Origin of the sequence: Chitinophaga sp. YR573 (assembly GCF_900110995.1) — a bacterium.
Lineage (GTDB): Bacteria > Bacteroidota > Bacteroidia > Chitinophagales > Chitinophagaceae > Chitinophaga.
The window spans coordinates 103,962-124,630 of record NZ_FOJF01000003.1 but is presented as its reverse complement, the minus strand read 5'-3'; the positions used below and the strand labels follow the sequence as shown (position 1 = coordinate 124,630).

The following is a 20,669-nucleotide window of genomic DNA, read 5'->3' as shown; positions in this document are numbered from 1 at the left end:
TATTAACTGATATGTGATCCTCCATCAACAGGAATAATGGCACCGTTGATCCATGCAGCTTCATCTTTACATAAGAGATACACTACGTTGGCGATATCTTCCGGTGTGGTTAAACGTTGAAAAGGATTCCTTGTTTTATCATAACTGATCAATTGTTCACTTCCTGGTATCATTTGCAAAGAACGGGTATTTGTAATTCCCGCCTGTATGCAATTTGCCCGGAGCCCCTGTCCTGCATATTCCAGCGCTATGTTCCGTGTAATGGCTTCCAGGGCCGCTTTGGCCGCAGATACGGCTGCGTAGTGCTTCCATGCTTTACTGCTGCCCTCACTGGTAAAGGAAATAATCCGGGCATCGGGTGCAAACAAACCACTGTTTACCAGCTCCTGTGTCCACTCGTACAGGCTGAAGGCCATACCTTCCATAGTGAGGCGGAAGTCGTCTATACCCAGCACAGGTCCGTTCTCCGAAACCATTGCCTTGAGGTTGCCCCTTGCTATGCTATGCAGCAGGCAACGCACCTTTCCGATCCCGTTCATCTGCTCCTTTAGCGCTAACAGGATCTCTGCACGTTTCTCCGGGTTGATGGCGTCTGCGTTAAAGGAGATCAGCTGGACACCTGTGGCTCTTACAGCCTCAAAAGCCGCATTGATCTTCTCCATGTCCATACGCGGATCGCGGTGAACGATACAGATGTTCATGCCATGTTCTGCCAGTTTACGAACGGCAGCCAGGCCAAGGCCACTACTTCCTCCCAGCACAACTGCCCAGTACTGATGGGTTACAAATTCCTTTACCATTGTAATAAGATTCTCTGTGCAGAAAAGCCCGGGCCAAAACTCAGCATCAGTCCTTTATCACCAGCGGGAATCCCCTTGTCCATCATTAGTTCCAGTACATACAGAACGGTAGCGCTGGACATATTACCATATAAGCGCAAAACCTCTTTCGTATCATCTATATTTTTACCCAGCCCTCCAAACAGCTCTTCTACAGTCTGTATGATCTTTTTACCACCGGGATGGAAGATCAGGTGATCTACGGCTTCGATGGAAGTGCCATTTTTTGCCAGGAAAGGATGCACGATATCCGGGAAATGTGCAGCGATACGTTCCGGCACTTCCACGTCCAGTACCATCTGTAAGCCGGTATTGGTGAGTTTGAAACCCATCATATGTACGGCGTCAAAGAAGTGGTACATCTCTTCAGCAATGATTTCGGGGCCTTTATCTTCCTCAAAGGAAGACAATATTACACAGGCCGCTCCATCCCCAAAGATAGCAGCACTTACAATATTAGCCATAGAAAAATCGTCCAGCTGGAAAGTAGCGGTAGGCGATTCTACCGCAATAACGGCTGCACGCTTACCTGGATTGGCTTCCAGGAACTTTTTGGCGTAGATCATACCTGATACACCGGCGGCACAACCCATCTCTGTAACGGGCAGGCGAACGATATCCTGGCGTAACTGCATCTCATTGATCAGGTAAGCATCCATAGAAGGGATCATGATCCCTGTACAGCTTACGGTGATGATATAGTCCAGGTCGTGGGGTTGTAAACCCGCTTTTTCCAGCGCATCTTTGAGACATTTTTTGCCCAGGATGGTTACTTCCCTTACGTAAATGTCATTTTTATCTTCGAAGGAAGTGCTGTTAAATACTTCTTCAGGACTCATAATCGAATAGCGCTTATCTACTGCAGCATTCTCAAAAATCTTCTTCACTTTGCGGATGAAGCGGTCTTCCTGTCCGGCTAACCAGAGGTCCAGGAAAGGTATAATCTCTTCTGTAGTTCTTGAATACTGAGGTAAGGCTTTCGCGACAGCTTGTATTTTAACGCTCATAAATTTGAAATTATCCACTGGTAACGGAAAGCCCATTTCCATCTGATGGTATAATGTACGATATTTAGTTTCTCTGACAATTCAATGATCTCCTTTCTTTTAAAGCCCCGGAGAATAGAGGTGAGCCCATCTTCCCTTGAAATCTTCCCCAACCGGCATACCAAACAGACCAGCTGGAACAGACGGTAAGCCAAAGCACTGCGTTGCAGGTCGTTAATCACGATACCTACCCTGGCTTTACGGCGGAACCTGTTCATTAACTGTATGATCTCCCCTGTTTTAAAATGATGGAGGGTGAGGGTGCATAACAGGATATCATAGGAGATCTGCTCAAATTTTTCGTCCATGACATCTATACATTCGTAACTGATATCCGGATAGTTTGCGGATAAGGCAGTTGCATGTGTGACAGTAAAGTTATTTGCATCAATGCCCAATAGTTTCAGTTGCAGCTGATGTTTCTTTCCGTAATCAGATAACTCTCTCAGCATATCTCCGTTGCCGCAGCCGATGTCTGCGATGGTGATTGTTTGTCCGGGAGTTAGCTGCTGCAACAGGGTAGCTACTCCGCTCAAAGTAGCTTTATTGCCTCCCAGCAGGCGGTTGATCTGTGCAATCTCGTCCAGGTTATCCCTTAACTCTTCCCCTTCCAGGAGAAAGTCGTCCATGATCTCAGGCGCCAGTGTCCTTTGCCGGGTGTTTATAAACATCAGTCAGTTACGTTTAATTCTTTCCCATGTGTTTGCCGGATGATCACCGGCAACAGCGCCGGGAACAATACTAATCCTTTCATAATAGCTGTTGAGAGCCGGTGTTTTCTGAACAGGGCAGATAACAGTTTACCGGCAGCGATTCTCTTTCCAAAAGCATTGTTCCAGTTTTTAATATAGTTATTTTCCAGTGTATTACGGGAAGGAGAATTTGTTGCAAAGAATTGTAGTACTTCTTCGGATGCTATTTTAGCGCTATGGATGGCCATGGCCATTCCGTTTCCGCAAAGCGGGTGAATGAGACCGGCGGTGTCGCCTGTCATTAAAATGTGCTGATCTACTTTCTTCTTTGTAGCAAAGGATACCTGGCTGATGGTCAGCGGCCGATCAAATATAGGTTCACTGTTCTCAAAAACCTGTTTCAGGTGTTTGTTCCGGTGCAGTACCTGCTGCCGGTGTGTATCAATGTTTTTGTATTGTTTGAAGGTGTTATAATTCACCAGGTAGCAGATATTGATGATGTCATTCTCTACTTTAGATACACCGCAGTAGCCGCCACTGAAGTTATGCAGGGCTACGAGTCCGTCCGGGAAGTGGCCTTTGTAATGCCCCTTCACTGCCAGCCAGGGAGAGCGTTCCTGTAAAAATGATCTTTTCAGTTGCTGATCCAATATGGCACGTTTGCCATAGGCACCCAGTACGAAGCGGGCCTTTAAGTTCCCGTTCTCTGCGGTGTTGACATTGAAGCTGTTATCTTCAAAAAGGATATCCGTTACCGTATCTTCCAGCAGTTCGCAGCCATTATTAACGGCCTGCTGCATCAGGAACTGATCGAGGGTATAGCGGCTGATGCCAAAGCCGCCCATGGGTAATATGGTTTCCACCATCTTACCGGTAACGGCAGAAATACTTACACGGTTGATCTGTGCCGGGTTCAGCACAGCAGGGTCTGCCCCTAACCATTGCAGGTAAGGCAATACTTCATTAGAGATGTACTCTCCACAAACTTTATGTCTGGGATATGGGTGCTTCTCGACGACAGTAACGTGCAAACCCGCACGGGACAAGTGGATAGCGCTGGTGAGCCCAGCAAGTCCCCCTCCCGCTATGATAACATCCCTCATTGTTCAATGTCTATAATCAGGCACAATTTAAACAATTTACGGGTTGTTTTCAGTAGTGACCCGGTTTGATTTATTTTGATCAAAGAGTAATGTTTTTGTGACAGTGCTTCTCACCATCCCAAAAAATTGAAGGGGGTTTTGCAGAGCTTCACCCTGCACCTGAAAATCAAATTAATAACGTGCGTATTGAATAGCCGTCTTTTTGTAATTGGTAAAGTTGAGTCCTGAGAGATTTTTAAAGAACTTACTGAAGTGAGAGATATCTTCAAAGCCCAGGTTATACGCGATCTCTTTCATGCTGGCCCCGGAATAAGCTGCCTGTCTTTTTGCTTCCAGCAGTACACGCTGGCGGATGTGATGACTGGCAGGGAAACCGGAAGCCTTCTTTACAATTTCATTGAGATGGTTAGGAGTGATACATAATTCTTCTGCGTATACGGATACCAGTTTATGGGTCATGTATTTTTTCTCAACGATATCGAAGAATTTGTTGACCAGGTCTATTGTCTTGGGCTTTACCACATTAGCAGTGGAGGGTTCGTACTGCCGTGTTAAATAAATCAGGAAGATCTTCAGCAGGCCTCGCAAAATCTCTGATCTTAACAGGAAGAAGTTATCATACTCTTTCAGCATTTTATGCAGCATGTCCAGCATCTCTTTCTGCATTTCTTCATTTACTTTTATCACCCTTGTATAGGCGTTCTTTTGCAGCGAATTTGCATGAAAGATGAGAGAGGCCGTGTCGTCCGGTATCAATAAAAAGTCCGGACTAAAGGTAAGCACATAACCTCTTGCATCATCATTGGCTTTGAAATGATGCAACTGGCCGGGAGTGATACAGTACACAAGATTAGGTGTTAATTCCATCTGTTCCAGATCTACCTGGCAGGTACCTGAACCTGCGGTGATCCATACTATTTTAAAGCAGTTATTACGATGCGGTGCATCGTTGTTAATACATAAAAGATCTTCCCCACATTCGATAGCATGTAATTCAAAAGAGGGCATATTGGAGTTTTTGTGTTGCATTGCAAACCAGGATCTATCCCCAGGTTGCCGTTTAGAGGAGTACCGGATCATACTTGTCATAGTGAGGTAGTTAATTGATGTGTGCTAATGGTTAATAAAACGCTAAACTGGCTTGGTTAAGGAACAAGGCATTTTCATGGGTCTCAGATTTTTTCTCCTAAGAGGCAAAATACATACCACCCATTTAATAAATTGATTATCAATTATTTAAATCGACTTTACTCAGTATTAACTCACTAAATAAAGTGAATTCACTAATTCATGTCACTCTATTTAGTGAATATCCGGGGCTGGATTTTTTGATTATTTTCACGGTGCTTAGGCCAGCACATACTCCAGAACTGATAACTATGATCCATGAAACAGTTCAGACCTGCATTGAGGATGCTATATTTTTTATACACAAACCATGAAAAGAACAAGAATTGAACCGTCGGGAAAGGATCAAACTTATAATGTCAACAATGCAGTTACGCCTGTTATTAACAGGAAACAGTTCATGAATAATACTAAAAAAGAGTTGCGCAGAATTATCAGTTTTGATTCTTCTTATATTGTCGTGTACTCTGAAGGATATATTCACTATTCCTGTTTTACAGAGAATATGCATCCTCTTGTAAAACAGAATTTATTTAAGAATACTTTCATCTGCGAAGGCGCACTTACACAGTCGAAGCCATTTATTATCCAACATCATCAAATCAATATATTCTCCCGTTTTCCGCTATCCCTGTTACATAAAGAAAATGGTTTTAAAAGTGCCTGTATTGTTCCCTTAAGTGTAAATAATGTATTAACCGGATACCTGGTGATGGAATCTTTTCAGGAGAACCATTTTCATTCTCCTGAGATGTTTGAGAAGCTGGCGGACCCTATAGCCATGCAAGCCTGTTATATTCTGTTACATGAGAAGTTGAACAATGAGCTAATTCCCTCTTCTGTACCTGAGAGCTATCCTTTTGAAGAAATGATCGGTAAAAGTAAACCTCTGCTTGAAGTGTTTGATAATATCAGCATGGTAAGCAGAACGGATGTTTCTGTGCTTTTACTGGGCGAAACCGGAACCGGAAAAGAGCTGATTGCACAGGCTATTCATCGCCTGTCGTCCCGTAGTACTAAAACACTGGTAAAGCTGAACTGTGCGGCCCTGCCTCCGCAGCTGATTGAGTCTGAATTGTTTGGTCATGAGAAAGGGGCTTTTACCGGTGCCATTGATAAACGTATTGGTAAATTCGAGGTCGCGAATGGCAGCACACTGTTCCTGGATGAAATAGGAGAATTACCGCTTGAATTACAGGCGAAACTGTTGCGCGCCCTGCAGGAGAAAGAGATAGAACGCCTGGGCAGCAATAAAGTGATTAAGGTGGATGTGCGGATTATAGCCGCCACGAACCGAGAGCTGGATAAGGAAGTGGCGGAAGGCAGGTTCCGGGCCGACCTTTACTTTCGCCTGAACGTATTTCCTATTAATATCCCTCCTCTGCGGGAAAGGAAAGAGGATATTCCCCTGCTGGCCACACATTTCCTGCAACAGATAGGGACTAAACTGGGAAAGGTTTTCAGCGGGATCAGTCCTGAAGTGTTACAGCAATTATCAGCCTACGACTGGCCGGGGAATATCCGCGAACTGGAACATGTGATTGAAAGGAATGCCATTTTATGTAAAGGCAACTACATACAGGAGCTGCACCTGCAGACATCTTCCCATATCCGCTCAGAAACAGGGTTTTCCATTAAAACCTGGGAAGAGCATGAAAAAGAGTACATCCTCTATGTACTGGCGAAGTGTAATGGCAAGGTAAGCGGGGCAAAAGGAGCGGCCCAGGCGCTGGGCATTCCTCCTACTACCCTGGAATCCAAAATGAGAAAACTGGGGATTAAACGGCAACATTATCCCGGCACCAGGGATTAACGAAATATCGTTAAGAAAATAGTAAAACAGCGAAATACCGTCTTTTTCATTTGTCGTGAATGCTAATAAACTACTGACTAACAACACATTATATCCAGGCACGTATTTCGTCTTCATCTGGCCAAACCGTTAGCATATGAAGTATCCTGAATTCTTTCCTTTGTTAAGCTTTGAAAACAAGCCAACTGAACTACCATTTATGATCATGGAATTTTGCCGGACAGAAGAAAATATAAGACTGCACAATGAGATGCCACATATGCAGAATTATCTGGAACTAATCTGGATCACAAAAGGGACCGGTAGTCTGAATGTAGATCTGAAAGAGTATCCGCTCGCAGAAAACAGCATATTCTGTATCACTCCCGGGCAGGTGCACCAGTTAAAAGGAGAGCATGATATGGAAGGCTATATCTTTCTCTTTACAGAGAATTTCCTGTTTAAAAATGAGCATGAATTTGATCCGATGTATCATTCCGGCTTCTTTGAGACCTTCTCAAGATCAACCAGCATCCGGATTGAAAATGATATCTCTGCCGAAATGCATGAGATCACCCGGAAGATGATGAAAGAATGCGGGAACCTCTACCTGTTTAAAGCAGAAATACTCAGACGTTACTTTAAGATTTTCCTCATTTACCTGACAAGACAGTTTCCTACTGTATTGAAAAATACTATGCAATCCAGAAACATTGAACTGGCAGAGAAGTTTAAATCACAACTGGAGAAGAATTTCCGGACACAGAAAAAAGTTGCAGACTATGCCAGGCTGCTATCCGTAACACCTAATTACCTGAACGAAATTGTAAAGAAAATCACCGGTTATCCTGCCAGTCATCATATCCGTCAGCGGATTGCACTGGAAGCAAAAAGACAGGCGGCCTACTCTGATGTATGTATGAAAGAGGTAGCGTGGCAACTGGGATTTTCAGACATTGCACACTTTAGTAAATTCTTCAAGAACACCACCGGCATTAACTTTTCGGAATTCAAAAAAGAGTGCCACATTATGCCATACTGAACAAAATAGTTAGCTTTGGAGCTTAATTTTATTTTATGGACGGTCAGAACAGGAAGGATATATACCCCGGTTTAGAAGTCGGTATTATCCTCAAAAAAGATCAGCGTAGCGGAAAGATCACTTATGGCATTGTTAAGGATCTTCTAACTTCCTCTCCGTTTCATTCACGGGGTATAAAAGTACGTCTTGAAGATGGGCAAATAGGTCGTGTAACCGAGATAGGCCCCCCTGAAGAGGATTAGTTTTTGTAATTTTGCAGGGAGAATAAAAATTACATATGGCTTTTATTGACTATTACAAGATTCTGGGGGTTGATAAAAAGGCTTCAGAAGCAGATATTAAAAAGGCTTACCGTAAACTGGCCAGGAAATATCATCCAGACATTAACCCTAACGATAAGGAAGCAAATACCAAATTTCAACAGGTTAACGAAGCGAATGAAGTACTGAGTGATCCCGAGAAGCGTAAGAAATACGATGAATACGGGGAGAACTGGAAACATGCTGATCAATACGAGCAGGCGAGATCTCAGGGTGGTGGCAGGTCCCAGGCTGGTTATGCCAGTGGTGGCGGTTTCTCCGGCGACTTTGGAGATGAACATTTCTCAGATTTCTTTGAATCCCTCTTTGGCAACCGCAGCAGTGGCGGTGGTGGCGGACGTAAATACCGTGGTCAGGATTTTAATGCAGAGTTACACCTGAGCCTGCGTGATGCACATAAAACACATCAACAGACATTAACCGTTAACGGCAAACAGGTGAGAATCACTATTCCTGCCGGTATTGCGAACGGACAAGTAATTAAACTGAAAGGACATGGGGCGCCCGGCGCTAATGGCGGACCTAACGGTGACCTGTATATTACTTTTGTAATTACGGAAGATCCGGTGTTTAAGCGACTGGAGAATGACCTCTATACAACTGTTGAGATTGATCTTTACACAGCGGTATTAGGTGGAGATGTAATGATAGATACGCTGGATAGTAAAGTGAAGCTGAAAGTGAAACCAGAGACGCAGAATGGAACAAAAGTAAGATTGAAAAGCAAAGGATTTCCTGTGTATAAAAAAGAGGGTGAGTCTGGAGACCTTATCATTACGTATAATGTGAAGATACCGACTAACCTTACTGAAAAACAGAAAGAATTATTCAGGGAATTATCGAAGTCTTAATATTAAAATCCACGCTCTATGCAAACAGAATTAATAGCTATCAGTCAGTATTGCAGCGTACATAATATAGACAGTTCTTTTATCAGCGCTCTGGCTGATGAAGGACTGATAGCGGTAACCATTGTTGAAGGAGGCAGTTATATAGAACCCGAACAGCTGTCCGACCTTGAGATTTATACCCGCTGGCATGCAGAGATGGGCATCAATACAGAAGGTATTGATATCATCAAATACCTGCTGGAAAAGATTAAGGTGATGCAGAGAGAGATGGAACTGTTACAGCATAAGCTACAGTTATACTCTGGCCTGTAAGATGGCAATACTGTGTGCAGCGATGGTATAATTCTTTGAATTTACCGTCCGTTGCTTATAATCCACTACGTTTGGACCCTTTAGTGTATTTACAGCATCTATAGACGGGGCATTCAGTTCGTGGGCAGTCCAGCTGCCTGTAATCTTTGCATTGATCTTTACGTCTATGGCATCTTTACTGTCCCTGTTTACGATAGCAACAGTGATCATGCCTGTTTTATCATTGATAGAAGTAGCAATGTCCAGGGCATTGTTTGTATCGCTCATTTCGTTAGCGATACTCCTGTTGCCACAGAGCCTTCTGTAGAGTTCCATGGGGTAAAAGATGGTCTGGCAAACAGAAGAAGTAGCATCTGTCATAATGGGAGCCAGTACGTTCACGGTTTGCGCCCAGGTAGCCAGTCCGATTACATCCGCATTACGCTGAAAGATATTCAGGAAGGTAGCAACGCCCAGGGCATGGTTCCAGTTGTACTTCATTTCCAGGCCATAGGCCCCTTCTCCACCTGCTTCCCAGATACCCCATTCATCCAGTGCGATCTTCACTGGTTGCTGACGGGCGGGGAAACGATACCATTTACTGAAGTTCGTTACTTTTTCCGGCGTGAATGCTTTGATTTGAGCAGCAGTAGCCCGGATATTCGTTTCCATTTCTGCAATGGAAGTGAACAGGGATGCCGGATCGCCGGGTTTGGTACTGGCGTAGAGATGCAGGGAGATATAATCGCAGATAGGATGGAGTTCCTGTAAGATCTGTTTATTCCAGTTTTCCTTATCCCCTACCATGATCAGTGCAATCTCCGGGTCCTGTAGTTTCATCAGCTTGGCATAATACCAGGCTTTTTTTATGTAGTCCTGCGGGTCCTGTAAGGTACCGGCATCTTCTTTTGCCGCTTCCTCATTACCGAGACCCCAGTATTTTACTTTATAAGGCTGTTCGTGACCATTTTGCTTTCTTAAGCCGGCGTAGTAGGTATCTGCCCCGTTGCAGTATTCTACCCAGTCGGCAGCTTCTTCTGCGGTACCGGTAGACATGTTTACGGTGAGGAAGGGATCAGCGCCTATTAAGCGGCTGTATTCCATGAATTCATCTGTACCAAAATGGTTGTTGTCGTTACCACCCCAGATCAGGTTTTTACGTACGGGCCTGTTCTGGCCTATGCCGTCTTTCCAGTGATAGATTTTTGTAACGGTACCACCGGGGTAACGCATCAGTGGCGTGTGTAATGCCTGTACTTTGCTTAATACATCTTTGCGGAAGCCTTTTTCATCGTAGATGCCTCCGTAAATAGCTCTGCCCAGGTGTTCTATGAACTGGCCGTAAATATTGGGAGAGATATCTCCGGTGACGGTTTCCGGGTGAACGGTGATTTCAGCCGTTTTGTTGCTGAACAGTTTTTTGACTGTTCCAGGTACCATAACACCGGTGAGAAGACCGGTATTCATTTTCATGAAAGATCTTCTATTCATCCATTCCGTCGTTATCGTTATTGCCTTTTGCTGTTTTGCTGCTGGTAGCTACCATTTCATTGATGGTAGTGGTCTCTTCTTTGGTAAAATACCGCCATTTGCCGGGAGCCAGGTCTTTCAGTGTCATGTTCATGATACGGATACGTTTCAGGCTTCTCACATTGTAACCGAGGGCTTCACACATGCGGCGGATCTGCCGGTTGAGTCCCTGTGTGAGGATGATCCGGAACCGGTCGCTGCCTTCCTGGTGAACAAAACATTTCTGGGTAGTGGTACCCATGATGCGTACACCGTTGCGCATGGCTTTGATAAATTCCAGGTTGATGGGTTTATCTACTACTACGTAGTATTCCTTTTCATGCTGATTACCAGCACGTAATATTTTATTTACGATGTCCCCGTCGTTGGTGAGGAAGATGAGTCCTTCAGAGAGTTTATCCAGTCGCCCGATCGGGAAGATACGGGAGGAGAAATTGACGTAATCGATGATATTGGTCTTATCTTTCAGGTCGGTGGTGCAGGTGATGCCTTTAGGTTTGTTAAGGGCGATTAAGACGGTGGCTTTCTTCTTTTTGAGCGGTTCCCCGTCTACTTCCACTACGTCTCCGTCCTCTACGCGGTTCCCTTTAGAAGCGATATTGTCATTAATGGTAACGCGGCCCTGCTCTATGTACTTATCTGCTTCCCTGCGGCTGCAAAAGCCTGTTTCACTAATATATTTATTGATGCTTTTATCCATATGACCCTAATATCCTGCAATATTACTTCAATATTAGTTATTGAAATGCCTGCTATACTGTTTTATCTTACTGTATAGTTCATCGGGATTAAAAGGTTTGCTGATGTAGTCATTCATGCCTACGATAAAGGCCTTGTCCTGGATATTGAGCATGGCAGAGGCTGTGAGGGCCACGATGGGCAGGTCTTTGTATCTGGTACCACTTAGTTTACGGATTTGTTCGGTGGTTTCGTAACCGTCCATTTCGGGCATTTGTAAGTCCATGAGTACGAGGTCGTAGTCGTTTGTTTTTACCAGCTGAAGGGCGATGATCCCGTTTTCGGCAACGTCACAATCCACGTCCCAGCGACGGAAGAATTCCTTTGCCAGCACAACGTTGATCTGGTTGTCTTCTGCAATCAATACCCGGGTACCTTTCAGACTTTCTTTATACATTTTGTGAGATGTCTTTGATTTGCTGATCTTTTTGGTGCTGCTTCCGAAGCTGAGGTCGAAAGAGAAAACGGAGCCCTCTCCTTCTACACTTTTCAAGCGGATTTCGCTACCCTGTAATTCCAGCAGGCGGCGGGTAATGGTGAGTCCGAGGCCGGTGCCTCCATATTTGCGGGTGGTGTCTGAACTTGCCTGGGTGAAGCTTTCGAAAATGGATTCCTGTTTATCCTTTGGAATGCCGATACCGGTATCTTTCACTTCAAAGTTGATGGTTGTTTTGCTGCTGTTGTTGGCTATCAGTGTGGTACAGATAGTAACTCTGCCTTTACTGGTGAATTTTACGGCGTTGCTGACCAGGTTTGTAAGGATCTGACCCAGTCTTACAGGATCTCCGGTTACTATTTCCGGGATATCATCATCAACCAGGAGTTTCAACTGGATGTTTTTCTCACTGGCCTTTTGTTTGGTAGCCTGTTTGATATTGCTGATCAGATCCCGAACGCTGAAATCTACATCTTCGAACTCTATCTTGCCGGCTTCTATCTTACTGAAATCAAGGATATCGTTAATGAGTACCAGCAGATTTTCTGCCGAGAACTTTAAGGTTTTCAGATATTCTTTCTGGTCTTCACGAGGGTCCTGCATCAGTAAATGGGTAAAGCCTATGACGGCATTCATGGGTGTCCTGATCTCATGGCTCATGGTGGAAAGGAACTGCGATTTTGCAATGGCAGCCTGTTCCGCCTGGACTTTAGCTTTAATTAATGCTTCCTTGGCATCCTTCCATTCAGTGATGTCCATAATTGCTCCATGTAGTTTCACTGCTCTTCCCTGTTCATTATGCTGTGGTTTGCCAATTGCGTGGATATGTTTGATGGTACCGTCTTTTAGTATGATACGAACATCCAGGTTAGAGGTTTTACCTTCGCGGAGTGCATCCCTGATAGCGTTGAGGTAGAATTCCCGGTCGTCCGGGTGGATCATGCTGTCGAATTCGGCGGTTTGTGGTCCTTCCTCATGATCTTCCAGTCCGAATATATTACAGGCCTCTTTTGACCAGTAATTACGGCCGGTGACAAGGTCCAGTTCCCAGCTACCGCTGTGAGTGAGCTGCTGGGTTTCGTTTAACATGATTTCACTGCGGCGGAGTTTGTTTTCTGACAGCTTCTGTTCAGTGATATCGTGCCAGACAACCAGCAGTACTTTTTCATCATTGATAAATACGGGGTTGAGCGTGACTTCAACCATTATCTCTTCGCCTGTAATGCGCTTATGCATCCATTCAAAACGATGAAACCCTTTTTCATAGGCCAGCCTGTCCATCTCCTCTGCTTTTTCCATAGAGAGCCGTCCATCCGGCTGGTATTCAGGAGAAAAGACAGCGGGATGCGGGTTCATTTCCAGCAATGCTTCTTTGGATTCGAAGCCCAGCAATTTTAAGGCAGCCTTATTACAATCTATGATCCCTCTTTTACTAAATAGTAAATGAGCATCTGTAGAGTATTCAAATATTACTTCCAGGTGTTCTTCTGTCAGTTTTCTCTGGGTGATATCGATGATACTGCCCGCCATCCGGGAAGGATTCCCTTCACTATCCCATTCCAGGGTACGACCGGTGGAGACTGTCCAGATGGTACTGCCATTTTTATGATAATAGCGTATTTCGGCGGAGTAAGGGGTTTTGCCTTTGTTTTGCAGATGTTCTTCTATTAACCTGAAATTATGTTCACGATCCTTTACATGGACTAATGATTTCCAGGTCTCCAGGGTATCAGGTATTTCGTGTTCTTCATACCCCAGTCTGGCTTTAAAACCAGGGCTGAAATAAGTGGAAAAATCCGGAAAATCCAGTGTCCAGTATCCTGCCTGAATATCTTCCAGAATAATTTTAAAAAAATTCTGCATTGTTGTGGTGTAGATAAAATTGTTTGTCCTGATTGATTAACAATTATCTACGTATTTAGGTTCACTGGGGTTGTCTAAAAAGACTCAGCCTGAATGTGATTACCAGATGATATTGATCATAAATACACTGCACCTGACTGTTTAGTTCTCTGATTTAGCTTTGGAATATGGGTTCAGGATTTGTTTTCCAATTTAACCTCACCTAATATTCACGTCAGATAAGGTGTATTTATTGATCAATATCATCTGGCACGAAGATTATGTAATCAAAACTGAGGCACTACCAAAAGATGTATTTATATGAAACAATCGTTATATTTACAAAAAACAGTATACATGAGACCGATCAGCCCGGAGATATTGATTGAGCATGGATTTGCGTTCCAGGAGACCAAGAAATACTATAAAATTGAAGTAGGTAATGCGGCGTATGGTGTTGTGCCTCAGGGAGGTGTATGGTTATTTTCTCCGCTGCCCATGCAGTTTGCCTCACTGGAAAATGTGCTGACAATTGAAGATGTAGATAATATTATTTTTAAGAGTACCGGTAAACATCTTGCTGGTCTTCAATGATTTTGATGTTTAACGTTCAGGAACCTGACCAGCAGAGGTAAACTCAGCCCCTGTACCACCAGTGTGATCAATACTACCACCACAGAGATAAAAATAATCACATTTCTTTGCGGGAATGCTGTGCCATCGCTTAAAGTAAGCGGTAAAGCCAATGCTGTGGCCAGCGATACAATACCCCTCATGCCGGACCAGCCAATGATCAGGCATTCCTTCCAGTTTAGTAATGCACGCCTGTGACGGGCTATACTTTTCCGCTGAAAAGTTTTTTCCAGGTTTACCCGTTGCAGGAAGATCCTCAGCATGCGGATAACAAGTGCCAGCAGGCAAATCAGGAAACTGTAACCTATCAGTGGCCAGATCAGTGCCGGATCTATATTCTTTATTACGTATGGGAATTCTATTCCTATCAGTACGAAGATCAATCCATTTAAGATGAATACGATGATTTCCCAGATTGATTTGTAAGAAGCTCTCGTCTCTCCCGCTAAATTCTTTGCCCTGCTAAGCCTGGAGATCATAAACCCGATTACCACTACTGCAATTACTCCGGATACATGTAATTCTTCTGCCGTCAGGTAAGCGATAAATGGCATTAATAAAGTGAAGCTGATAGCGACGACGCTTTTACGATGGGTATGTTTTAAGAGGAAAGTTAATACCAACCCTAATACTAATCCTACCAGGTAACCTCCAACGAGCAGGAAAAGGAATTGCACACCTGCTTTCCATAAAATGAAGGAAGAACCGGTTACTGCTGCTACAGCCAGGCGATAAGCAATCAGGCCGGAAGCATCGTTGATAAGACTTTCTCCTTCCAAGATGGTCATCGTTTTATGTGACAGCCCTAATCCTTTTGTGATGCTCATGGCAGCTACGGCATCTGTGGCAGAGAGGATAGCTCCCAGGGCAAATGAGAGCGGCCAGGTCATACCTGGGATTAGGTAATGCACCATCACGGCTATACCTGAAGCTGTCATAAAGACTAACGTAAAGGCCAGGGTCATGATGGTGCTGATATTATTTTTGAACTCTTTTAATGAGATGTTGTATGCTGCATCGTAGAGCATAGGTGGCAGGAACAGCAGGAAGACGATTTCCGGGTCCAGTTCTATTTTGGGCATACCGGGGATACAACCCACGCCGATGCCCGCTACCACCAGTAATATGGGGTATGGCAGTTTTATTTTTTCAGCAATTGCTGATAACCCGAGCATGATAGCAAGGAGTAATAAAATAATCCCGTATTGATCCATACTATTGAATTTCTGCTTTTATTTTCTTCCGGTGAAGATAATGAGCAATCAGGATTTCTATTACGGGTATTAAGAGTATTAAGAAAAAAGTAACTAATATTCCTTTTTGTACGCCCTGTAAAAAATGATCTAATTGAATGAGGATGATCTTTGCAAATAATCCTGCTTTAATTATTTCATCTATCCGCGAAGCCATTAAGTCTTTACTGACATCTTCATCTAATCCTGCTTTTTCTGATAACAGCTTATGAATGGATCTCTTCATGAAATAGGCTACGCCCTTGCCTTTGGTAATACCTACGATGAAGTTTACAAGCATGTTGCTTTTATCTTTCAGCAATGCCTGTTTATCCAGGGTGGCGTAATACTGCCTGTAGATGATCTCTGCGGCGGTATCTATCAGCTGATTGGAAGTATAATGAGTAATATCATCTTTAAAGAACGCTCTTATAGCCCCGGATGTCTGATCATCAAAAGAAGCAGGGATGTGTTCTATATAAGTGCTGGTATGCTGTTTAATGTCTTTCCTGAGACTACTGAATAATCCCCATTTAAAACCGAAGAAACCAGCTAACAGGGGGAGTAACAGGAAGTAGGTCCAGGCGATATACTTTAATACCGGATAACGGCGGGGCACCAGCATGTACCTGCGTAGTAAGATCACTAACACTAACGCCACTATGAATGCCAGAATACCCATCAGGATGCCTCCTGATACGATTTTAAAGGGATTGGTAAATTCACTAAACAGACGGATGATTCTAAAGGTTTCTTTCATCAAATGAGTTTAAAACCTCTAAAATATACAAATTATTTAATATCTAATAATCTAATGTATTGGCTAATAACTTCAGTTGAATCTCTGAAGCCTTTGCAGCATAGGATAAATTCACCAGTATATAACCCGCGTTCTCAAAACTCTGCTGAGCTGTTTTTACATCTACAATAGTAGCCTGTCCTAACTGGAAACGTTGTAATACCAGGTTGAGGAGTTTGGAAGAGAGATCATAATTACTACCGGAAGTCTCTATCTGCTGCAGGTTGTTGTTATATGATTGCCACAGCTTGATGACATTGGCCGTGTAATCTCTTGTATAGATATCCTTTTCGATCTTTGCATTTTTTGTGTTGATAGCTGCTACCTGCGATTGCCGGCGGTACGCCGTTCCATTGAAAATGGGGATTACCAGTCCGGCCCCTATATAAGGGCCATAGTTCTGGTTAAATAATACGTTACCCGCCCCTGCTTCTGTACGGTTGTAGTTAAACCCGGTGTTCAGCGTTAAAGAAGGATAACGCTGTGCAGCGGTTTCCCTTTCCCTTAATTCGTTGATGCGTATCTGTAAGTCTGCCGCTAACAGACGCGGATTCTTTGTTTCCATGTTCGCTAATACACTATCCAGGGAAATGTTTTTATCGATGATGATCGTATCACTGACATGGATACCCGAATCTGCCTTTAAAGTAAGGAGACGAAGTAAATCTGTTTTATCCTGATCGATGATCAGTTGTTGTGCCTGTAAGGTTTGATTTTGTGTATTGATATCTACCTGTGCCTGGAAAAGGTCTGCATCATTGGATAATCCCAGTTCCCTCTTTGCTTTTACGATGTCTAATTTTTGCTGGGATACAGCGATAGATGTCTGCAGGGTATTGGCATAACTCTGCTGACGAACGATATCGAAGTATTTGAGTTGTACGTTAGCTACTACGTTGATGATCATGGAATCCAGTTCACGCTGACTGAGTTTCTCCAATGTGGCAAGACGTTGTTTGGTAGCTATTACTCTACGTCCGTTGTACACCAGTACACTGGCACCTACACCGGAGTTTAAAGTATTTGTAGTAGTACCGTTGCGCTGTATTGTAACACCGGTATTCAGCCGCTGATTCACATCTGTACTTTGCGATGTTTGTGTACCGGAAGCAGAGATGACAGGTAATCCACCCGCTACACCATAGTTGTTGTAGATGGTGTTTGCTTCCAGGTTATTTTTAGACAGCTGGATATCCAGGCTGTTTTTCAACGCCAGGTTAATAGCTGTTGGTAAATCCAGCTTTTGCTGTGCCATCGCTAAAGATGGGAACAGTAATAATATATATTTCAGTCTACTTATGGTCATGTTTATGTTTGCCTGAGATGAATGTATATACTGCAGGTATTACCAGCAGGGTGAGGATCAGTGAGAATAAGATCCCTCCTACTACAACGATACCTAATGGAACGCGACTGGCAGCTGCTGCACCCAGGCTTAATGCAATTGGTAATGCACCCAGTGATGTAGCGAGGCTGGTCATTAAGATAGGACGTAAACGCTGTTGTGCAGCTTCTATTACGGCTTCCATTTTGTCCATGCCCAGTTCACGTTTCTGATTTGCGAATTCCACTATCAGGATACCGTTTTTGGTTACCAGTCCTATGAGCATGATCATACCTATTTCAGAGAAGATATTCAGTGTTTGTCCGAATACCCAGAGACTGAGTAAAGCCCCTGCCAGTGCCAATGGCACGGTGAGCATAATCGTCAACGGATCGATGAAGCTCTCGAACTGCGCCGCCAGGATCAGGTAGATTAAAATAAGAGCCAGACCAAATGCAAAAGCGGTGTTGGAAGAGCTTTCAGCATAGTCTCTCGAAGAACCAGCGAGAGAAGTATGGAAAGTAGGGTCCAGTACTTTTGCAGAGATAGCCTGCATGGCATTGATACCATCGCCGATCGTATTGCCGGGTGCTAAGGAAGCGGAAATAGTAGCCGACTTATACCTGTTGTAGTGATACAGGATAGAAGGGCTGCTGCTTTCCTGTAAATGGATCACGGCATCCAGAGGGATGTTGTTGCCGTTACTGCTTCTTACATAGAGCTTTTCTATGTCTGAAGGTTTGTTACGGTCTTTATTTTCTACCTGTCCTATTACCTGGTATTGGTAACCGTTCATGATGAAATATGCGAGCCTGCCACCGCTGAAGGCGGCTTGTGCAGCACCTATTACATCGGCAGTAGAAAGGCCCAGATCTTTTACCTTGGTTCTGTCTACAGACAGTTGTATCTCAGGTTTATTGAATTTCAGGTCCACATCCACGTTGGAGAACGTTTTATCATTACGTGCTTCTTCCAGGAATTTAGGAATGACTTGTTTTAGTTTATTGAGATCGAGGTTCTGCAATACGAATTGCACCGGTACTGATGATTTGGAACCGGAACCTACGGAGATGGTTTGTTCCTGGATGGCAAAGATCCTGGCATCGTTAAAGCGGCTCAGTTTCTTCTGCAGGTCTGTAGCGATATCATTCTGACTGCGATCACGGAATTCGGGATCCACAAGACCGATCCTCGGCTGGGAAGCATTTACCGCACCGGTAGCACCGCTGGGTGTTCTGCTGAACACGAAGTCTCTTTCAGGGACGGAATCGTAGAGATAGTCGGATACTTTGTCGGTGATGGATTGCATGCGACTGAAACTGGTACCTTCTGCTGCGGTGACATTGAAACGGATGCTGTTCCTGTCTTCCAGCGGAGCGATCTCGCTTCTTAATCCTGCCATTGTGAGTACTATTGCCACACAACAGGCAGCAATGATCAGCCATGCCGTCCAGCGTAGTTTCATGAAGTTTTCCAGCAGGCGTCTGTAGCCGTTCTCCATGCCTACGAAGAAAGGTTCTGTTTTCTTGTAGAACCAGCCATGTTCTGCGTTTTTCCTGTTGAGGACTACGTTTAGTACAGGCGTGATAGTAAGAGATACGAAGGCGGAGATTAATACGGCCGCTGCCAGCACTACCCCAAATTCACGGAACAACCGGCCTACGAAGCCTTGTAAGAAGATCACCGGCAGGAATACCACTGCTAATGTGATAGAGGTTGAGATAACGGCAAAGAAAATCTCTTTACTACCTTCCAGCGCAGCTTCTTTGATAGACATCCCTTCTTCTATCTTCCTGAAGATATTTTCCGTGACAACGATACCATCATCCACCACTAACCCTGTTGCCAGTACGATCCCCAATAATGTTAAGATATTTACGGTGAAACCAGCTACGTACATCACGAAGAAGGTAGCCACAAGTGATATCGGGATATCTATTAATGGTCTAATTGCAATGAGCCAGTTACGGAAGAACAGGAAGATCACGAGTACTACGAGGCCGAAGGCGATCAGTAATGTTTCCTGTACTTCTTTTAAAGAGAGACGGATATTACGTGTGTTATCTACCAGTACACGAAACTGGATATCATCTTTATTAGATTTTTCTATTTCTTTTAAACGCTTGTCAAAGTCGTTTGCTATCTGGATGTTGTTAGCACCAGGTTGTGGGATGATGGCCAGCCCTACCGCGTTTACACCATTGTATTTCCAGCTTTGCTCATATTGTTCAGGACCCAGTTCTACTCTGGCGACATCTGAGAGACGAACGATGCCGCTGCTGTCTTCTCTTATTATCAGGTCGCTGAATTGTTTTTCTGTTGTGAGACGGCCCAGGGTACGGATGGTTAACTCTGTTTTGTTACCATATATTTTACCTGGTGGCAGATCTACGTTTTCATTGTTGAGAGAGGTACTGATATCAGTAAAGGCCACGTTGTACGTACTCATTTTATCAGGGTTCAGCCAGATGCGCATGGAGTAGCGTTTCTGACCGAGGATATTGATGGAACTTACGTTGTTGATGGTCTGGAACTGTTGCTGTAATACGTTCTCTGTGTAATCACTTAATTCCAGCAGGCTTTTGGTGCGGCTCTGCACGGCCATGATCACGATGAAGTCTGCGTTGGCATCTGCTTTCGTTACTACCGGCGGCGCGTCAATATCCTGTGGTAAGTTACGGGTAGCCTGACTCACCTTATCGCGTACATCACTGGCAGCAGCTTCCAGGTCTATGCCCAGGTTGAATTCTACCGTGATGGTGCTGGCACCGAGGGAACTGGAAGAAGTGATAGTTCTGATACCGGGAATACCATTGATTTGTTTTTCCAGTGGTTCGGTAATCTGACTTTCTATGATATCTGCGTTTGCACCGGTATAAGAAGTGGAAACTGTGATAACAGGCGGATCAATAGCGGGATAATCCCTTACGGCCAGGAAGGTGAATCCCACTACACCGAAAAGGATTAAAGCCAGGTTCATTACCGTTGCAAGCACCGGTCTTTTAAGCGACAACTCCGATATATTCATCTG

General features: G+C 44.1%; 18 protein-coding genes. 6 read left to right on the top strand and 12 right to left on the bottom strand.

Annotation, left to right across the window (positions count from 1 at the left end):
* Nucleotides 1-2: 2 nt before the first annotated feature.
* The 5 genes from BMW86_RS26955 to BMW86_RS26935 all read right to left on the bottom strand — a co-directional run bounded on the left by BMW86_RS26955 (nucleotide 3) and on the right by BMW86_RS26935 (nucleotide 4,709).
* Nucleotides 3-800 (bottom strand): SDR family oxidoreductase, encoded by a 798-nt coding sequence (locus BMW86_RS26955; protein WP_089786048.1) that lies wholly within the window; start codon nucleotides 798-800, stop codon nucleotides 3-5.
* Nucleotides 794-1,846, bottom strand: a complete 1,053-nt coding sequence (locus BMW86_RS26950; RefSeq protein WP_089786045.1) for a type III polyketide synthase — start codon at nucleotides 1,844-1,846, stop codon at nucleotides 794-796. The genes BMW86_RS26955 and BMW86_RS26950 overlap by 7 nt, the downstream gene beginning before the upstream one ends.
* Complete coding sequence (locus tag BMW86_RS26945) at nucleotides 1,843-2,556, bottom strand: methyltransferase domain-containing protein (protein WP_089786043.1); 714 nt, start codon at nucleotides 2,554-2,556, stop codon at nucleotides 1,843-1,845. Before BMW86_RS26945 ends, BMW86_RS26950 begins: the two co-directional genes overlap by 4 nt.
* Nucleotides 2,556-3,680 carry an NAD(P)/FAD-dependent oxidoreductase gene (locus BMW86_RS26940; RefSeq protein WP_089786040.1) on the bottom strand — a complete coding sequence of 375 codons (1,125 nt, stop codon included), beginning with the start codon at nucleotides 3,678-3,680 and terminating at the stop codon, nucleotides 2,556-2,558. The genes BMW86_RS26945 and BMW86_RS26940 overlap by 1 nt, the downstream gene beginning before the upstream one ends.
* A gap of 171 nt (nucleotides 3,681-3,851) precedes the next feature.
* Complete coding sequence (locus tag BMW86_RS26935; RefSeq protein ID WP_255373021.1) at nucleotides 3,852-4,709, bottom strand: AraC family transcriptional regulator; 858 nt, start codon at nucleotides 4,707-4,709, stop codon at nucleotides 3,852-3,854.
* Between the two features lie 409 nt (nucleotides 4,710-5,118).
* Between BMW86_RS26935 and BMW86_RS26930 the strand changes: the two genes are divergently transcribed.
* The 5 genes from BMW86_RS26930 to BMW86_RS26910 all read left to right on the top strand — a co-directional run bounded on the left by BMW86_RS26930 (nucleotide 5,119) and on the right by BMW86_RS26910 (nucleotide 9,125).
* The gene (locus BMW86_RS26930; RefSeq protein ID WP_089786035.1) at nucleotides 5,119-6,621 is read left to right on the top strand and encodes a sigma-54 interaction domain-containing protein; all 1,503 of its coding nucleotides are present in this window, start codon (nucleotides 5,119-5,121) and stop codon (nucleotides 6,619-6,621) included.
* A 136-nt stretch (nucleotides 6,622-6,757) separates the two neighbouring features.
* Nucleotides 6,758-7,642 (top strand): AraC family transcriptional regulator, encoded by an 885-nt coding sequence (locus tag BMW86_RS26925; protein WP_089786033.1) that lies wholly within the window; start codon nucleotides 6,758-6,760, stop codon nucleotides 7,640-7,642.
* A gap of 35 nt (nucleotides 7,643-7,677) precedes the next feature.
* Nucleotides 7,678-7,884 carry a YwbE family protein gene (locus BMW86_RS26920; protein WP_089786031.1) on the top strand — a complete coding sequence of 69 codons (207 nt, stop codon included), beginning with the start codon at nucleotides 7,678-7,680 and terminating at the stop codon, nucleotides 7,882-7,884.
* Between the two features lie 35 nt (nucleotides 7,885-7,919).
* Complete coding sequence (locus BMW86_RS26915) at nucleotides 7,920-8,813, top strand: DnaJ C-terminal domain-containing protein (protein WP_089786029.1); 894 nt, start codon at nucleotides 7,920-7,922, stop codon at nucleotides 8,811-8,813.
* Between the two features lie 18 nt (nucleotides 8,814-8,831).
* A complete protein-coding gene (locus tag BMW86_RS26910) occupies nucleotides 8,832-9,125 on the top strand; it encodes a chaperone modulator CbpM (protein ID WP_089786027.1) in 294 nt (97 codons plus the stop codon).
* On the opposite strand, the gene BMW86_RS26905 is transcribed toward BMW86_RS26910, so the two are convergent.
* Genes BMW86_RS26905 through BMW86_RS26895 form a run of 3 tightly spaced genes read right to left on the bottom strand, consistent with a single transcriptional unit; the run spans nucleotide 9,108 to nucleotide 13,671 of the window.
* Complete coding sequence (locus BMW86_RS26905; protein ID WP_089786025.1) at nucleotides 9,108-10,595, bottom strand: alpha-L-arabinofuranosidase C-terminal domain-containing protein; 1,488 nt, start codon at nucleotides 10,593-10,595, stop codon at nucleotides 9,108-9,110. The two genes, BMW86_RS26910 and BMW86_RS26905, sit on opposite strands and share 18 nt — an antisense overlap.
* Nucleotides 10,588-11,334: a 23S rRNA pseudouridine(2604) synthase RluF gene (gene rluF / locus BMW86_RS26900; protein ID WP_089786023.1), complete on the bottom strand. Its 747-nt coding sequence runs from the start codon at nucleotides 11,332-11,334 to the stop codon at nucleotides 10,588-10,590. Before rluF ends, BMW86_RS26905 begins: the two co-directional genes overlap by 8 nt.
* Before the next feature lie 33 nt (nucleotides 11,335-11,367).
* A complete protein-coding gene (locus BMW86_RS26895; RefSeq protein ID WP_089786021.1) occupies nucleotides 11,368-13,671 on the bottom strand; it encodes a PAS domain-containing protein in 2,304 nt (767 codons plus the stop codon).
* A gap of 336 nt (nucleotides 13,672-14,007) precedes the next feature.
* Between BMW86_RS26895 and BMW86_RS26890 the strand changes: the two genes are divergently transcribed.
* Nucleotides 14,008-14,244: a hypothetical protein gene (locus BMW86_RS26890; RefSeq protein ID WP_089786018.1), complete on the top strand. Its 237-nt coding sequence runs from the start codon at nucleotides 14,008-14,010 to the stop codon at nucleotides 14,242-14,244.
* On the opposite strand, the gene BMW86_RS26885 is transcribed toward BMW86_RS26890, so the two are convergent.
* From BMW86_RS26885 to BMW86_RS26870, 4 genes are read right to left on the bottom strand one after another with little or no spacing between them, the layout of a single operon-like run.
* A complete protein-coding gene (locus BMW86_RS26885; RefSeq protein ID WP_089786016.1) occupies nucleotides 14,238-15,497 on the bottom strand; it encodes a Na+/H+ antiporter in 1,260 nt (419 codons plus the stop codon). The two genes, BMW86_RS26890 and BMW86_RS26885, sit on opposite strands and share 7 nt — an antisense overlap.
* Nucleotide 15,498: 1 nt before the next feature.
* Nucleotides 15,499-16,275 carry a hypothetical protein gene (locus BMW86_RS26880; protein ID WP_089786014.1) on the bottom strand — a complete coding sequence of 259 codons (777 nt, stop codon included), beginning with the start codon at nucleotides 16,273-16,275 and terminating at the stop codon, nucleotides 15,499-15,501.
* A 43-nt stretch (nucleotides 16,276-16,318) separates the two neighbouring features.
* Nucleotides 16,319-17,620: a TolC family protein gene (locus BMW86_RS26875; protein WP_089786012.1), complete on the bottom strand. Its 1,302-nt coding sequence runs from the start codon at nucleotides 17,618-17,620 to the stop codon at nucleotides 16,319-16,321.
* A complete protein-coding gene (locus tag BMW86_RS26870) occupies nucleotides 17,607-20,666 on the bottom strand; it encodes an efflux RND transporter permease subunit (RefSeq protein ID WP_089786010.1) in 3,060 nt (1,019 codons plus the stop codon). The genes BMW86_RS26875 and BMW86_RS26870 overlap by 14 nt, the downstream gene beginning before the upstream one ends.
* Nucleotides 20,667-20,669: the final 3 nt, after the last annotated feature.

Excerpts from the sequence above, each read along its gene's own strand:
- BMW86_RS26955 (WP_089786048.1), bottom strand. The coding sequence starts at position 800 with ATGGTAAAGGAATTTGTAACCCATCAGTACTGGGCAGTTGTGCTGGGA.
- BMW86_RS26950 (WP_089786045.1), bottom strand. The coding sequence starts at position 1,846 with ATGAGCGTTAAAATACAAGCTGTCGCGAAAGCCTTACCTCAGTATTCA.
- BMW86_RS26945 (WP_089786043.1), bottom strand. The coding sequence starts at position 2,556 with ATGTTTATAAACACCCGGCAAAGGACACTGGCGCCTGAGATCATGGAC.
- BMW86_RS26940 (WP_089786040.1), bottom strand. The coding sequence starts at position 3,680 with ATGAGGGATGTTATCATAGCGGGAGGGGGACTTGCTGGGCTCACCAGC.
- BMW86_RS26935 (WP_255373021.1), bottom strand. The coding sequence starts at position 4,709 with ATGCAACACAAAAACTCCAATATGCCCTCTTTTGAATTACATGCTATC.
- BMW86_RS26930 (WP_089786035.1), top strand. The coding sequence starts at position 5,119 with ATGAAAAGAACAAGAATTGAACCGTCGGGAAAGGATCAAACTTATAAT.
- BMW86_RS26925 (WP_089786033.1), top strand. The coding sequence starts at position 6,758 with ATGAAGTATCCTGAATTCTTTCCTTTGTTAAGCTTTGAAAACAAGCCA.
- BMW86_RS26920 (WP_089786031.1), top strand. The coding sequence starts at position 7,678 with ATGGACGGTCAGAACAGGAAGGATATATACCCCGGTTTAGAAGTCGGT.
- BMW86_RS26915 (WP_089786029.1), top strand. The coding sequence starts at position 7,920 with ATGGCTTTTATTGACTATTACAAGATTCTGGGGGTTGATAAAAAGGCT.
- BMW86_RS26910 (WP_089786027.1), top strand. The coding sequence starts at position 8,832 with ATGCAAACAGAATTAATAGCTATCAGTCAGTATTGCAGCGTACATAAT.
- BMW86_RS26905 (WP_089786025.1), bottom strand. The coding sequence starts at position 10,595 with ATGAATAGAAGATCTTTCATGAAAATGAATACCGGTCTTCTCACCGGT.
- rluF (WP_089786023.1), bottom strand. The coding sequence starts at position 11,334 with ATGGATAAAAGCATCAATAAATATATTAGTGAAACAGGCTTTTGCAGC.
- BMW86_RS26895 (WP_089786021.1), bottom strand. The coding sequence starts at position 13,671 with ATGCAGAATTTTTTTAAAATTATTCTGGAAGATATTCAGGCAGGATAC.
- BMW86_RS26890 (WP_089786018.1), top strand. The coding sequence starts at position 14,008 with ATGAGACCGATCAGCCCGGAGATATTGATTGAGCATGGATTTGCGTTC.
- BMW86_RS26885 (WP_089786016.1), bottom strand. The coding sequence starts at position 15,497 with ATGGATCAATACGGGATTATTTTATTACTCCTTGCTATCATGCTCGGG.
- BMW86_RS26880 (WP_089786014.1), bottom strand. The coding sequence starts at position 16,275 with ATGAAAGAAACCTTTAGAATCATCCGTCTGTTTAGTGAATTTACCAAT.
- BMW86_RS26875 (WP_089786012.1), bottom strand. The coding sequence starts at position 17,620 with ATGACCATAAGTAGACTGAAATATATATTATTACTGTTCCCATCTTTA.
- BMW86_RS26870 (WP_089786010.1), bottom strand. The coding sequence starts at position 20,666 with ATGAATATATCGGAGTTGTCGCTTAAAAGACCGGTGCTTGCAACGGTA.